Source organism: Spirochaetota bacterium (genome assembly GCA_040756435.1).
Taxonomy (GTDB): Bacteria; Spirochaetota; UBA4802; order UBA4802; family UB4802; genus UBA4802.
Genome location: JBFLZD010000070.1, coordinates 1 through 15,211, shown reverse-complemented (window position 1 = coordinate 15,211; position 15,211 = coordinate 1). Strand labels below are relative to the sequence as shown.

At 36.0% G+C, this 15,211-nt stretch carries 16 protein-coding genes and 1 tRNA gene; 3 read left to right on the top strand and 14 right to left on the bottom strand.

Going from position 1 to position 15,211, the window contains the following annotated elements; genetic code table 11:
- Positions 1 to 422: hypothetical protein (locus AB1444_14775; GenBank protein MEW6527917.1), on the top strand; the 422-nt coding region annotated here is incomplete at its 5' end.
- A 261-nt stretch (positions 423 to 683) separates the two neighbouring features.
- Here AB1444_14775 and AB1444_14770 read toward each other — a convergent pair.
- Positions 684 to 1,733 carry a hypothetical protein gene (locus AB1444_14770; GenBank protein ID MEW6527916.1) on the bottom strand — a complete coding sequence of 350 codons (1,050 nt, stop codon included), beginning with the start codon at positions 1,731 to 1,733 and terminating at the stop codon, positions 684 to 686.
- A 425-nt stretch (positions 1,734 to 2,158) separates the two neighbouring features.
- Between AB1444_14770 and AB1444_14765 the strand changes: the two genes are divergently transcribed.
- The gene (locus AB1444_14765; GenBank protein ID MEW6527915.1) at positions 2,159 to 3,367 is read left to right on the top strand and encodes an aminotransferase class I/II-fold pyridoxal phosphate-dependent enzyme; all 1,209 of its coding nucleotides are present in this window, start codon (positions 2,159 to 2,161) and stop codon (positions 3,365 to 3,367) included.
- Positions 3,368 to 3,391: 24 nt separating this feature from the next.
- Here the strand turns inward: AB1444_14765 and AB1444_14760 are convergent, their stop codons facing one another.
- On the bottom strand, positions 3,392 to 3,991 hold the full coding sequence (locus AB1444_14760) for a transposase (protein MEW6527914.1): 600 nt from the start codon (positions 3,989 to 3,991) through the stop codon (positions 3,392 to 3,394).
- Between the two features lie 396 nt (positions 3,992 to 4,387).
- Here AB1444_14760 and AB1444_14755 point away from each other — a divergent pair, with 396 nt between their 5' ends.
- A complete protein-coding gene (locus AB1444_14755; GenBank protein MEW6527913.1) occupies positions 4,388 to 5,344 on the top strand; it encodes an MBL fold metallo-hydrolase in 957 nt (318 codons plus the stop codon).
- Here the strand turns inward: AB1444_14755 and AB1444_14750 are convergent, their stop codons facing one another.
- The 12 genes from AB1444_14750 to AB1444_14695 all read right to left on the bottom strand — a co-directional run bounded on the left by AB1444_14750 (position 5,345) and on the right by AB1444_14695 (position 14,914).
- On the bottom strand, positions 5,345 to 6,031 hold the full coding sequence (locus tag AB1444_14750) for a TrkA family potassium uptake protein (GenBank protein MEW6527912.1): 687 nt from the start codon (positions 6,029 to 6,031) through the stop codon (positions 5,345 to 5,347).
- Positions 6,032 to 6,040: 9 nt separating this feature from the next.
- Positions 6,041 to 7,384: a TrkH family potassium uptake protein gene (locus AB1444_14745; GenBank protein MEW6527911.1), complete on the bottom strand. Its 1,344-nt coding sequence runs from the start codon at positions 7,382 to 7,384 to the stop codon at positions 6,041 to 6,043.
- A gap of 45 nt (positions 7,385 to 7,429) precedes the next feature.
- Positions 7,430 to 7,502: transfer RNA gene (locus tag AB1444_14740), tRNA-Val, on the bottom strand.
- 4 nt (positions 7,503 to 7,506) lie between these two features.
- Positions 7,507 to 7,776 (bottom strand): HU family DNA-binding protein, encoded by a 270-nt coding sequence (locus AB1444_14735; protein ID MEW6527910.1) that lies wholly within the window; start codon positions 7,774 to 7,776, stop codon positions 7,507 to 7,509.
- A 21-nt stretch (positions 7,777 to 7,797) separates the two neighbouring features.
- Positions 7,798 to 8,061 carry a 30S ribosomal protein S20 gene (gene rpsT / locus AB1444_14730; GenBank protein MEW6527909.1) on the bottom strand — a complete coding sequence of 88 codons (264 nt, stop codon included), beginning with the start codon at positions 8,059 to 8,061 and terminating at the stop codon, positions 7,798 to 7,800.
- Between the two features lie 155 nt (positions 8,062 to 8,216).
- Positions 8,217 to 8,744 (bottom strand): hypothetical protein, encoded by a 528-nt coding sequence (locus AB1444_14725; GenBank protein MEW6527908.1) that lies wholly within the window; start codon positions 8,742 to 8,744, stop codon positions 8,217 to 8,219.
- Positions 8,745 to 8,954: 210 nt separating this feature from the next.
- Positions 8,955 to 9,869: a hypothetical protein gene (locus tag AB1444_14720; GenBank protein MEW6527907.1), complete on the bottom strand. Its 915-nt coding sequence runs from the start codon at positions 9,867 to 9,869 to the stop codon at positions 8,955 to 8,957.
- Between the two features lie 220 nt (positions 9,870 to 10,089).
- Entirely contained in the window at positions 10,090 to 10,812 is a 723-nt protein-coding gene (locus AB1444_14715) for a polyphenol oxidase family protein (GenBank protein MEW6527906.1), read from the bottom strand.
- A 12-nt stretch (positions 10,813 to 10,824) separates the two neighbouring features.
- A complete protein-coding gene (locus AB1444_14710; protein MEW6527905.1) occupies positions 10,825 to 11,607 on the bottom strand; it encodes a histidinol-phosphatase HisJ family protein in 783 nt (260 codons plus the stop codon).
- Positions 11,608 to 11,612: 5 nt separating this feature from the next.
- On the bottom strand, positions 11,613 to 12,266 hold the full coding sequence (locus tag AB1444_14705) for a hypothetical protein (protein MEW6527904.1): 654 nt from the start codon (positions 12,264 to 12,266) through the stop codon (positions 11,613 to 11,615).
- Between the two features lie 8 nt (positions 12,267 to 12,274).
- Positions 12,275 to 13,261 (bottom strand): hypothetical protein, encoded by a 987-nt coding sequence (locus tag AB1444_14700; GenBank protein ID MEW6527903.1) that lies wholly within the window; start codon positions 13,259 to 13,261, stop codon positions 12,275 to 12,277.
- A gap of 282 nt (positions 13,262 to 13,543) precedes the next feature.
- Entirely contained in the window at positions 13,544 to 14,914 is a 1,371-nt protein-coding gene (locus AB1444_14695) for a sodium-dependent transporter (protein MEW6527902.1), read from the bottom strand.
- Between the last annotated feature and the right edge of the window lie 297 nt (positions 14,915 to 15,211).

The following is a 15,211-nucleotide window of genomic DNA, read 5'->3' as shown; positions in this document are numbered from 1 at the left end:
ATGAACACTTAGAACTTTTTCAATCATATGCCGCTGTGTACAAATTACCGCTTCATACTTTCATTATAAATTTCATAAACTATGTGCTTTCGTATAAACATATCCCGGTGAAAAGCTATAAACGGTTGCAGTATAGAAAGCGATATCAAGCCTGGAAGCGGGTGCATCTGTATTTGTATGAGAATGAGTATGAGTTTGTGATGGATGTGCGCAAAGTCTGTAAGATGTCACTGGCTAAGATTATAGCCTATTGTGTTGAGAATTATCTTTATGATTATCTTGCAGCCTTAGACAGTGAAGAAAATACCGATAACTATCGCTTTAGTGGCTATACATTTTCGTTTTATTTAGAAAATGGGATACCATGTTGTCAATTTTACTGGGGACCACCCCCAGAATTGGTGAAACTGGCCACCCAATAGCAGTCACAACTAAAGTAACTAGCCTAATAAGTAACATGAATATACTTTTACATTGCTAAAAGTATATCAGTATATTAGCTACTGTACTTTCTCTATTGCTATATTTTTATTTTATTGTAAAGATGTGGTTAATTTGATGGGTACGATAATACTTAATATTAAAATAATTAAACTTTTCTACTTCATCACTGTTGTACTATAACTTTCACGATTGGCATTAAATGATTTAAAAATCTTATATTCCCAGTTACTATCGCCCTATCATTCTTTAAAAAGATCATAAAAAAAAGCATATATCTCTTTAAACTCCGTTTTGAGTGTTGCGAATGACTTTCCTTTCTGAGTATGCTGAAAGGCTCCTGTTGCCACAAATTTACTATCCAATCCCAATTGTAAAAGATACTTATGCATACTTAAACCCATACTGAAAGGAATAATGTTATCAGCACGTGAGTGCAAAATATAATACCTGCATGCTGGCAAAGGCTTATTTTTAAACAGTGTCATCTCATTTAATTGCTTGAATTCAGGATTTTCAACTTTTAACGAATCCACTTTGGTATACAAATCAATGCCTAAAATTTGTTTTACCTGGTTTCTATCGGTAACTCCTGGTTTTGTGGAAGCTATGGCTTTACCTACCAACTTTTTTTCTTCTTCAGTTAGATTTCGATGTCGCATGGCATTTGCCAGTTTTACTATAAAGTCAACCTCCATGCCACTGGTATTATAAAAGTGCATGAGCATTTCACCATTTAAAAATGGGCCATACATAAATATTTTATCTGGATACCATTCACCAGGAATATCATTAAGCGCTGCAACTAACATTGTTGCTGATATGCATGCTCCAAATCCATTATATTTACCGGGGTAAAGTTTTTTAACAGAAAGATACATTTTTTTAATCTCTTTTGTTGCATCTATTACATCTCTATCAGTTTCGCTTCCATAGAGGTTAGGAACCATAACTTTTCTACCGGTTGCAAGTGCAAGTGCTTTAGCTAATTTAACCAATGAGGGATGTCTATAGCCCTGAGGAGTCATTCCGTGAACACAAAAATAATATTTATCTTCACTCCTGAAAATTGGCTGGTATATTGTCATTTTAGTTTGTCTTCCTTCATCGAGAGGAAGAATTACTTCTTGCGATGTAACACCCACTGCTGGCACAATCTCATTCATAACTAGCATAAAACGTAACACTGGATCACTATATAAAAGTACTACAGCTACCCCTATCAGCACAATAGCAATTAAAATAATTACTAAAGATATTTTGATAATTTTCTTTGTTATTCTTTGGGTCATTTTTCTACCTCCTCTTATGCAAACCTATTAGTTTAAAAGGTATACACTAAAATTATTGCAATTATTTTTTTATGGCTCTTACCCTATTCCCCTATTCACAACAATTCATATTCTACACTTATCACAGTTTTGCTATTTAAAATGTATCTATGCTCTGACCCTCCATGGGGATTTGCTTTTATTTAGCAACCATTTTTGGCCTTTCATCATCAAAGATTATAAATGAGTGAGTACTTAATCATTTATGAGTGATTGTTCACTCTTATTTTTATATCATTACAAATAATTATATTAATCTATTTTTATATATCATTTTATATTAAATTATTGACTTTTTATTTTAAAATTAGTATTTTTTATGAAGTAGATTTACCACTTTTCTTCACTATATTTTTTTTAATAGAAATAAAAAACGGAGGCTTGATATGGATCTTTTTGATAAATGCTATTCATTTACCCGTGTTGAAGAAGTTAAATCGGTTGGATTGTATCCTTACTATCATCCAATAACCAAAACTGAAGGCCCTGTAGTGTATATGAACAATAAACGTATGATTATGGCTGGTTCCAACAACTATTTAGGGCTTACCCATGATCCAAGAGTTAAAAAGGCTGCCATTGACGCTATAAATAAATATGGCACAGGTTGTTCCGGTTCTCGTCTTATAAATGGATCACTTGATATTCATTTTAAATTGGAAGAAGCTCTGGCGCAGTTTGTTGGCAAAGAAGCCGCCTGTATTTTTTCCACAGGCTACCAGACCAATCAGGGTGCTATCGTACCCTTAATAAAAAAGGGTGACTATATCATTTCTGATGCTGAAAATCACGCAAGCATAATACAAGGTACATTAATTGCAAAAGGATTATGTGGCGATAGTATCCTGATAAAGTTCAATCATAATGATATGGATGACCTTGAACATAAAATTTCAACCTTGCCTCAAGATGCAGGTAAACTTATAGTTGTTGATGGCGTGTTCAGTATGAATGGGCACATTGCTCCACTTCCACAAATTGTGGCGATAGCTCATAAATATAATGCTCGCATTATGGTAGATGATGCTCATGCATCAGGAGTGATTGGCATTGGCGGCAGGGGTACTGCAAGTCACTTTAACTTAACTGACCAAACTGATATTATTATGGGTACTTTTTCTAAAAGTTTGGCTTCTTCTGGCGGCTTTTTAGCATCAAGCGAACGTGTAATCAATTATATTAAGCACCATGCACCAGCAATTATTTTCAATGCAAGTATGCCAGCTTCAAATGCAGCAGCAGCATTAAAATCACTTGAGATAATCCAAAAAGAGCCTGAACGAATACAAAAACTTCATTATAATGCACATCGGCTACGAAAAGGTCTTTCTGAACTGGGGTTTTCAGTATTGCCTGTTGAAACTCCAATAATACCAGTACTTATTGGTGATGATTTCATGACTTTTACAGTATGGAAAAAGCTTTTTGATTATGGTGTCTATTCAAATCCAATAATCTTTCCAGCAACACCACAAGGTCAGCAGCTTATACGTTTAAGTGTCATGGCCACCCACACTGACGAACACATTGATTATGTTTTAGCTATGTTTGAAAAAGCTGGTGTTGAGCTAAAGTTACTGCATACTGTTGTGTAACTTTGTAAGGCTCTGACCCTTTTTTCAAACCCACTGAAGTATCATGGAATACTTCTTTTTATAATATTCCTCATACTTCATGAACACAGTCACCCTCTTGGCAAAGGTTTCCCCTAAATGTACAAAGTAATCATGATGGTCTATTGGCACTCCTATATCGGCATCCTCCTGTAAATATGCTTTTATGCTGCTGTAGTGGTATGTAGTGGAATCAGAGCATAGGTTTTTCCGTACCGGATTATACGCTAAATACCACAACAACCACAACAAATAGTGAAATCCATCTTTTGCAAACTGTATAATGCTATCCTTATACCGCTCATTCCAGAATGGCCCCGTTCTACCAGTCATTTTATTATAAACTTCAGCAAACCGTGCCTTAATATACTGTACAATACGGGATATAGGTGCACCATCATCTACTGTATGAATGACTACGTGTATATGGTTATCCATAATACAGAAGGCAATGAGCTTAAAGTGATACTTAGCTTTTGCTTTGTTTAGTATTTCTACAAAGCAAGCCTTAAAATAGTCTTCCTGCAACATAGATTTCAACTCTATGCAGCGGGAAGTGATGTGATAGGTTAACCCTGGTAGCTGTACACACAATTTCCGTGCCATAGTATTCCTCCGAAAGATATAAATGATTTATGTTCTATATATATAAACGCATGAGATTGAAAAAAATTAAAAGAGATGTGAAAAAAATTACGATTTTTTTTGCAAAAAAATTTAAAACAATGGGGTCAGAGCATACTATCACTATCTTCACAACATCATCATGAAACCTCGAAGGGGTTGATATTATTGTTAAGGGGTCAGAGCCTCACCCTCCCCATCTCTGCGGCTTCTGCGTGAAACAAACTGATGGAACACGCAGAATATGCAGAGTGCGCTGAGTTATTGGAGAGATAGGGTATTTTGGGGTCAGAGCCTTACCACAAAAATTATTCTTGATTCTACCAAAACCCACGATATTATATACTATACATAAGACAAAACTGAAGAGGCATCTGTATGAAGGTTAAATTTTGGGGAGTACGAGGCTCAATACCCACTACACTCAATTCTATTACAATACGAGATAAAATAAAACAGGCACTTCAATTAGCAACCTCAAAAGATATTGCCAATGATGAATCAATTGAAACTTTTTTAGATTCTCTTCCAACGTCAATTGTTGGAACATATGGAGGTAACACAACTACACTGGAAGTACGAACTGCTTCTGATGATTTAATCATTATTGATTGTGGTACTGGCTTAAAACATCTTGGCAATGAACTCTTAAAGGGTGATTTTGGCATTGGCAAAGGATTTGCTACTATCCTGCTTACACACACACATTGGGACCACATACAGGGAATCCCCTTTTTTGCTCCATTTTATATTAAAGGAAATCGTTTTAATATCTATTCACCATACAATGATATCAAAGAACGTATTGAATATCAGCAGGTTTTCACACACTTCCCTATCAATCTTGAATATATGCTTGCCCAGAAAGAATTCTTCATAATTGAAAAAGAAGGTGAAATTTACATTAATGATGTCAAAATTAAAAATAAACGTATGCGTCATCCTGGAGGTTCATTTGGCTTTAGATTTGAGGAAAATGGCAAGTCTTTTGTATTTACCAGTGATTGCGAATTTAATATAGATGAAATTGATAAAATTGATTCATATAAAGAATTTTTTGAAAATGCTGATGTATGTGTTTTTGATACACAGTATACCTTTGAAGAATCAATTAATAAAGTGGATTGGGGACATTCTTCAGCTTCAATTGCAATTGATATCGCTGCAATGTTCAACATTAAGCGATTAATATTGTTTCACCACGAACCAGACTACAATGATAATAAATTAGATGCTGTTTTATCTAATGCAAAACTATATTTGGGCATGAATCCTTCTCGGCGTGGAAAATTAACCATTGACATAGCACGTGAAGGCATGGAAATAGAAATATAATCAGTCAGCATTCTGCAAGCGTTCAATATCACTTAACTTGCCTATTACAACCATAACAGAATGCTCAGTTACAACATCATCAGCTGTTGGGGCAATTTTAATCTGAGCATTTTTCTCTGTAACATCATTATAATTCCCGTTTGTATAATATTTCAGACCAATAACCTGGCATCCATAACGGGTACTAATCTTCAGGTCTTTAAGTGTCTTGTTAATGAAGCTTTTGGGCGGCACAACTTCAAGGATTCCATATTCTTCGGTAAGAGGAAGATAATCCATTGCATTTTTTAGTGCCAATTTGCTGGCAAGCCGTATTGCCATATCCCGTTCAGGAAACACAACTGTATCAACACCAATCAATGATAAAATCTTTCCATGATCTTCGGAGATAGCTCTTACAATAATCTTTTGCATGCCTATCTCCTTTAAATACAGTGCAATTAAAATGCTTGCTGCCATATCCTGCCCAATACTAATAACAGCACCATCAAAATCACTTATTGCAAGCGATTCAAGCACCTCTCTATCCGAGGCATCCCCTATTATGGCATGGCTAATAAAATCCTTTGCTCTTTGGACTAACTCCCTATCAATATCCATGCCAAGTACTTCACATCCATTTTCTTCAAGAGCTCGGGCAATGTTAAACCCAAAATTACCCAACCCAATAACAAAATATTTTTTCATACACAACCTTTACCCAATCATTATATGATCTTCAGCATATTTGATATTAATGGTTTTTTTACGCATAGTCAGTGCTGAAATTAATGTCAACGGCCCTAACCTTCCCGTATACATGACGATACATAAAATTATCCTTTCCATAGGAACTGTCTTTGGCGTTATTCCCATTGAAAGCCCCACCGTGCCAAATGCTGATGTTACTTCAAAAAATGACGGTAAAAATTCACCTGTTGGCAATGTTGGTAGTACTACAAGTATAAAGGTAGCAAAGAAAATAAACAACCCTGAAATAACAATTAACGTAACTGCTCTTTCCACATTATCATACGCCAGTGCTCGTTCCCATACTGTAATCTGCCGTAATCCTTTTAACCGGGAAACTAGAAACAGCCATAAAATTGCAAATGTACTTGTCTTAACACCCCCAGCAATAGAGCCAGGTGACCCACCAATAAACATAAGGAATATTAATAGCAGGCATGTGCCTTCACGCAAACCCCCTATATCCACCGTATTAAAACCTGCAGTACGTGCAGTAACCGACTGAAAAAATGATGCCAATAGCTTTTCCTTGAAACTCATAGTTTGCAAAATGCCATTATATTCTAAAATATAAAAAAGAAACATTCCGCCAAAAATTAATATTGCAGTTGTTGTCAGCACAATACGTGTATGCAAGGTTAACGTTTTCCATGTCCGTTGTAATCGTAAGCTTTTTGTATTAAATAATTCACTCATTGCTAAAAAACCAATTCCGCCAGTAATAATAGCTATTGCTATGCTTATAATAATAACACTGTTGCCGTTATAATCCATCAGACTATTGCTGAATGTAGAAAATCCTGCATTACAGAAGGCAGAAACAGAATGGAATATGGAATGCCATATAGCCTGGCTAAATGGAAATTGTTTAATAAATTGTGTAAACAGGATTAGTGCAATTGTTATTTCTATGGTAAACGTATAAATAATAATTCTTCCCAGAATATTGCGTATGGGAAGTTTTGACACATCACTATACATATTTTGCAACGTGAAGCGCCATTTGATGGAAACACTTCCACCCATCAGTGAAAGCAGTGCTACCGAAAATGTCATTATTCCAAGACCACCAAGCTGGATAAGCAAAAGAATGACCACCTGCCCAACAAAGGTAAAATCCTTTGCTGTATCAAGGACTACAAGACCGGTAACACACACTGCCGAAGTGGATGTAAATAATGCATCAATAAATGAAATGCCGCCAGTTGTGCATACTGGAAGGCATAAAATACAGGCACCGGCAAGAATTAATAGAACAAAGCTAAGAAGAACCTTGTCAATTGGCGAAAGATATTCAAGTAGCTTTTTCATATACTTACAAAATAAGGGTATACAACAGTATACCCTCGTTATCTTTGGGCGCTAGAGGATTTGAACCTCTGACCCTCTGCTTGTAAGGCAGATGCTCTCCCAGCTGAGCTAAGCGCCCTTTGTTAATGCTCAATATCGGTGAGCTTGCTTGATTTAAAATCTATAACATAGCGTGAAGGTATAGTCACTTCCCGCTGGGCTATTGGCGAATATACTTTACGTTCTGCCTGTTTAACCCTTGAAAAAACACCAAAACCTTTAATGGTTACCTTTTCCCCCTTCTGAACCGATACCACAATTTCATCCAAAAAGCCGTCAACAATCTGTTGCACCACATCACGGGGAATATCATATTTAAGATGCAACCGGGTAATTATTTCATGTTTGGTCAAAAAATACCCCTGCCTGCACAATTATAATGCAGCATTAACCTTCTTTGCCAAACGGGACTTTTTACGTGCAGCTGTCTTCCAGTGTACAATCCCCTTACGTGCTGCAGTATCAATCTTCTTGACAAACTCCTTAAACAGTACAGGTACATTTTCTTTGGACTGAGTTTCTAACTGCTTTCGCACTTTTTTTTCAGCAGTTCTGATAGATGATTTTACCTGCGAATTTCGCTGTCTACGTTTTTCGCTTTGCCTGTTCCTTTTTTCAGCTGATTTAATATTAGCCAATGTTACACCCTCGTTACTCTATAATGATTGTTATAATTTTCTTACTGAATTTAATGAATTGGATATAAACAAATTCTATCACAATGTGTCAAGAATTTAATAAAATTTTTCAGAAAAAAAAGAGCACAAACGACGTCCTTTCATACTTTCTGATTTTACTGCATCAGGCTGCGAAATAAATTTTTATAATAATAATAAATTATCAGAGAGAAATTTTTACCTTTATTTTCACCAATGGCTATCACTTTTGTTTCATCCCGGGTAAATGTATAGGTTGTAGTGGCACCCTCACTCTGTTTCTGTGGAACACCATATTTTTTCCCCAGTTGGGCGATAGCTCCTGAAATATAGTCCTCTGAGGATTTTTGCATATAATCAGTAATAACATATAATTTATTGTTGATAAACATAAAATCTCTGGTAATGTCACTTGTGACCCTGAGGATAACAACCTTATCTTTATAATTTTCATCAATGGCAAGGATGTAATTAAGCAATTTATTGGAATAACCCTTTAACTGGTTGAGCGTGTACGTTTTATACGGCGATTTATGGATATAAGACGAAATAACATCCTTCTTATCTATTTCCCATTTCTGTATATCCATGGCAACATATGCCCACACCTGAGCTATTATTACAACAAAGCTTAATCCTGTGAAAAATGATAGTATTCGTTTCATATATAGTTGTGCTCCAGTTCCTTAAGACTACGTAATGTCCTGATACCGGCACCCATACTTGAGTTTTTACTACTTCTTTAAAAGCTTTTATAAAATACTTCCACGATTGTAAGTACAATTATACGTTTCATGACATCAGGCACACAGGTTAAAGTATTACCTGATAAACTATTATTGTCAAACATTTTTCTGCAATAGTACTGTGTGAGATTAATGGGGTAATGTCTTTTGTGATAGCATATGAAGCTGGTACTGGTCGCCTCGTTTTAATTTGTGACGGAAGTTGGTTGATTCATCGGCAATTATTTTTTTTATATACCTGATATTGCGGTTTATTGCCACCATATAGAGATTGCTGTGTATACCGTAACGTTTATCAAAATGATACAGGCAGTAGTGCTGGACATTGAGCAGAGTGCTTTTCATGCGTTTGACAGTCATGACATAAAAATCAATGGTTTTCCTGATTATGTCAAACTCGGTTGTATATCCGGGGATACCAGCCTCTTTGAACTCATAGTATAAAAATAATAGCTTCTCAAGATATTCTCTGTCGGACATCTGCCCTAATAAATCAGCTGTTCCCATCATGGCTCCTGCCGTTCTGTGCTCCCTTGAAATAAATTCCATTGCCTCAAACTTTGCTGATAAGCCAGTTGACTGTATGCATAATGCCATAAGGGGTATATACTCATCATCTATACCTAATTTTTCATGATTTCTTTTTACAAAATCTACACTTCGTTGCACATGTACTGCTGTATATTTTGCTCCTGTGCCTTCTGTATCCCAATCCTCCTGTATATAGCCAACATCATGTAACAGCGATGCTAAAATTAATGAATACGCTATATTTTGTTGCATGATTTTTCGTTTACTATTGTAGCCATCAAGTATTCGTATTGCAGCAACTGTTGCATCAACGGTGTGTTGAAAATCGTGATATTGTGTATTACACTTTTGATACCCCGGGAACTTTCCTTCAAACAAGTCCCTTATTAAGAAAAAGCATGATTCAATTGTTTCAAAACCAGAATAATATTTTGTATACATTGTTTTAATTTCTTTAAGAGTTTTCTCATGATCATGAGTATTGAGTAGTTTTGAAAGTTGAAGTTGCTGCATACTTTCCTCCAGAGTATGAATATTTATAGTATCTTTTAAGTTAGAAAAAATGCAAAAAATTTCAGCAATAATTCCTTAAAAAATTACATAATGAATAAAGTGTACACCCCTGCCGCCTTCGGCGGGGGTGTACATTATTTTATATTTTATTCACCTTTCCACATTTAGGAATAATTAGTGAAAAAATTTTCTATTTATGCAATTAAAAAAATTGATATACTCAGGCTAAATAGACAAAATTGAGATTTCTGCCATTATCCCCTTTACGGTATGAAAAGAATTCCGTGTTGAGCTGAAACGTGCATATATTTGAATTAAATATATTTTGTTCTGGAATATCATATCGCAATGCAGTGTCCTTAATATGCTGCCACATATCCAAATACAACTTACCTTCTTTTTGTAGTACATAGCCGTCAAACTGAGACGCAACATCCTGACCAATTTCGTATGCCGCTGGACTAATTGAAGGTAAAATCAAAACATACAGGGATGAAGGCTTTGCACCTCTATGTATTAAAAGTTTAATACCTTCTGCGGTTATATTGTGCGCACACCCACGCCATCCCGAATGCAGTGCCGAAATCACTCCATTCTGGTCATCATACAGGATAACTGGCACACAATCCGCTGTTCGTATAACAAGGCATACACCATGCTCAGCAGTAATAAATCCATCGGCCTGTGCCACAAATGGTTCATTTTTAAGAGGGGGCTTTAGTATTTCTATAATTTCTTTGCCATGAACCTGATCTAGCATCACAATGTGTTCCGGCAATATTCCTGTTGCTTTGTATAGTAGCATCTTTTCTTTAAACCGCACTTCAACTCCACCATCGGAATAATCCACTGAATTGGCATTTTTTCCAATAATACCAGCCTGCAATCCACATAAACCATAGATTCTAAAAATTTGTTGAGGGTCTTTCACCAGACGTATCATATATGTTTCTTTTTATAATGTTATTGTATATTGCTTTCTTTTTCTATAACCAGCTATTTTTCTGTACCCTGCCTGTTTTATAAGGCTTAATGCTTCATAAAAATTATATGCCACTTCTTCCGGTACATGTGCATCCGACCCCAATGTTACAGGAACATTATACTGAAACATTTTCTGTATAATTTCAAACGAGGGATATACCTCCTTAACAGGTTTTCGCCATCCTGACGTATTTATTTCAATTGCAGTTGATTGCTGTGCAGCTAATTGTAATATTGGTTCAATTTCTGCACTCAAATCAGCAGTTGCCCTGTAACCAAACTTTTTCACCAGGTCAAAATGCCCAATAATATCAAACATGCCTGATGCCACCATATCATACACTATACGATAATAATCACGATATACCTGGTTGATATCCCGTTTAGTATATTCATCAACAAATGCGGGATGGTCAAATGGCCAATCACCAATAAAATGGCATGAACCAATGATGTAATCTAACCGACTGTCATTGAAATATCGTGTATCAAAAGTCGTGTGTAGCGGATAATCCACTTCAAAACCTATCTTTACGGCTACTGGATATTTATCACTCAACGCCTGTAACATTGTGACATAGTCTTCAGTTTCCTCTGGTTCCATGGTAATATTTTGCCTCAGATGCTCAGGCAACGGTGCATGGTCAGAAAAACCTATCTCAAATAGTTCTGCTTCTATTGCTTTTTCAATATATTCCTGTGGTGTTCCTGTTGCATGGTCGCACAGGGAAGTATGTACGTGGTAATCTATCATGTACATTAATATCCATGACGTCCATAAAAGAAAGATATTTCATCCAGTGCTGCTTGCAGTTTAGATGTGGTATCACACCGTAATAAAAACTTATCAACTTTGTCAGTAGGAGTGGCTTCAATGACTGATAACATGTACCACAGTGGCGGAATAAGATATGGATCGTTTTCAGAATTTTGTGGATTTATAACTTTTGACTGCACCATATATGCCAGCGGGATAAACTCAGCAAACCGTGCAACGCGCGATTTTTTTAATGAATAGAAATGTGGCTGGTGGAGATAAATAACCATAATTTTTTTTCTATGCAGATACAATCCCATTAGTTCCACATTACCCAGAACTACATGACGGGGACGGATAACTATCTTGGCTATATTTTCCAGATCGCTGACAAAAGGATACAGTGACAGTAAAAACCTGAAATAATCAGGTGATTTAAGTAACACTTTATGATGATTGTATTGAATGCGAGGATAAATAATTTCAACAGCGATATGTTGTTTTTTATATACATCTTTAACGTACAATGAATCAAACCTGTTTGCCAGCAGATTGTCAATATCAGAAGATATATCGTTATCAATATCGCTGATCTCCATTTGCATATTTTCAAATACTGGCGGTCTATATTCATGTGATTCAAAAATATCAAACATGGCAACTCCTAATATTCAACCATACTGCGAGAAGATAATAAAAAGCACATCAAATATTCTTCAAGCGTTTTTTTTGGTCCCTGTAGCCCTGAACGTGCTCTGAAGCGCGAGTTAATCTTTCGGTCCCTGAATGACCGGTATAATTCACGTGGGTCCTGTCCCTGATATTCGGGAATATGGGTTTTCTGCAAAATTGATGGCAACTCATCCCTGCTTACAGTGATTTTGTTATGCTTTTCCAGATAATCCCTGACATAAACTATCTCTTCAAAACTCAAATCAAATATAAACTCCTCAACCGCATACACCTCATCTTCGCTGATTGTGTCGCGCTGTAAAAAATCAAGCCATAATGGCGAAGTATGTTCCGAAAGCATGCACAATTCTGAAAAACCCATCATAGTACCAAAGTTAGGAATTAATCGTTCACGCGCTTTCCATAAATTAAGCAGTATTGGGGCAAACTCAGCAACCCCATAATCAAGACGATGCTCCCAGGTTCGTGCCAACAAATACGCTGCATTATGACGTATATTCAATGCAAGCGTGTCGTCCTCTATGATGGATGTATACACCTCCTCAGCAGTAAGCATAAAAACATTTGATGCAATACAGGTAAGCAATATATCAAGAAATGATGCATATTCATCTCTATCTCTTACAATATACCACAACATTATGAAAAAGTTAATCTTTGCTATGGTAAATGCTCGTCCTAAAATTGCCTTTGTGGGTATATGCAATATCATATCAGGAATTGACCTGGAGCACAATGTATCCAGCAAGCTTTCCATTGTACGCTTTTGATTATTCAGCCTCTGAGAATCAAGCAGCGAGGGGTATAACGATATTGATGTGGCCAAACTGCGCAATGCTTCTTTATGTTTTTCTATCAAAGTATATTCTGACGTATACTTATCTTTGATAGCCTGTTTTAACCTTTCAACAAGCTCTTCTTCATCTTTAGTAAATATTATAATATCCTGCATGCCCATTGTAGCAACCCTCACCTATAAATAAATCCAGTTTGAGAATTTTGTCAATATTAAATTTGTATATCACATTAATAAAAAAAGACGATCCCTTTCGGAACCGTCAATATCATTAGCGGATTACTTTGGAAGGTAACTACTCAATGAGTAGCTTCACCAATAATAGTAATAAAACCTTCAAAAATAGTCAAATAAAATTTTTCTTTTTTCATAATAAATAAACAAAAGCATATCATCCTGTTTTAACCAACGGTGATATGCTTATACATCATGTTCAAATGAAAGCTAAAATATCTTTTGTAGCAATGCAACAATATCATCCTTTATGAGCATGAAAAATACCACAAATAATATAAAAGGTGATACAAACTTGATCATGAATGCCCACAATTCTTTGAGTGAAATAAACCGTGTATCCGGGTCAAGTTCATGGATAGTATTCTCTAAGCCATATTTCCATCCAAGGCAAATTGCAATAAAGAATCCACCTATGGGAAGCATATAATTTGATGTAAGCTTATCCATAAAATCAAAGAACGTGTTTCCTAATATAGTAAAGCTACTGAGTGTTCCAAATGAAAGCGCTGATGGTATACCAAGTATAGTGATTATACTACCCATAATGATAACTGCCTTTTTACGGCTCCATCCTTTTTCGTCGGTGATGTAAGCCACAACAACTTCCAATAGTGAAATACCTGATGTCAGTGCCGCTATAAACAACAACACAAAAAACAAAACTTCAAAAAACTGTCCTAACGGCATGCGTGCAAAAACCGCTGGTATGACATGGAAAATGAGCCCTGGGCCTTCCTGGGGCGATAGCGACATCGCAAATACTGACGGGAAAATGGCAAGGCCAGCTAAAATTGCAACAGCAGTATCTAACACAACAATCCACAGTGCTGAATGCAGAATTTTATCTTCCCTTGAGAGATAGCTCCCATAGGTTATCATTGCTCCCATACCAAGACTTAAACTAAAGAATGATTGCCCCAACGCTGAAAGAACAGAATTTAACGTAATTTTTGAGAAATCAGGATTTAAAAAGAAGATTATACCCTCCAGGCTCCCTTCCATTGTTATGCCACGGACAATAAGCGCTATCAAAATAATAAATAAAAGTGGCATCAATATCTTACTCCATTTTTCAATGCCATTTTTTATGCCTTTTATGACTATGTACATGCATGATAGCATAAACAGAACATGGTATAACACTGATAAATAGGGATTGGCAACATACTGTTTAAATATTTCAGAAGCCTGAGCTGTATCATGCAATCCTGCTATTGAACCGGTTATACCTTTAACAATGTAACCAATAGTCCATCCACCCACCACACTATAGAAGGAAAGGATAAAAAAACCTGAGAGCACGCCTAAATAGCCAACAAATTCCCAGGTTGTGCCACCTGCTATCTGTTTAAATGCGCCTACAGGGTCTTTTTCCGTATGGCGACCAATGACAAGTTCTGCAATCATGATGGGCAGTCCAAGAATAACTACTGAGATAAGGTATATAAACACAAAAGCAGCACCACCATTAGATCCGGTTACATATGGAAATTTCCACACGTTACCCAGCCCAATTGCAGAACCGGCTGCAGCAAGCACAAATCCCATTTTTGATCCCCAATGTTCACGGTTAGCCATTTCTCATTTACTCCTTAAATGAAAGTAGAATGTATCGTAAAAAAATTTAAAAGAATTTCATACTTTTTTGAAACAACTGTGTTATACTGTACTTTTTAATAAAAGTTATTAATTTCGTCTTTTTAGAAAATTATATTATCATTAAATTCTTATGAGCACCTTTAAAAAACTGTTTTCGTCCAGTAATAATTCTTTAAAATAATTTCATAATGAATATAGTGTACACCCCCGCCGCCGAAGGCGGCGGGGGTGTACACTATTTATATTTTGTTCATATTTCTACACTTAGGAATAATT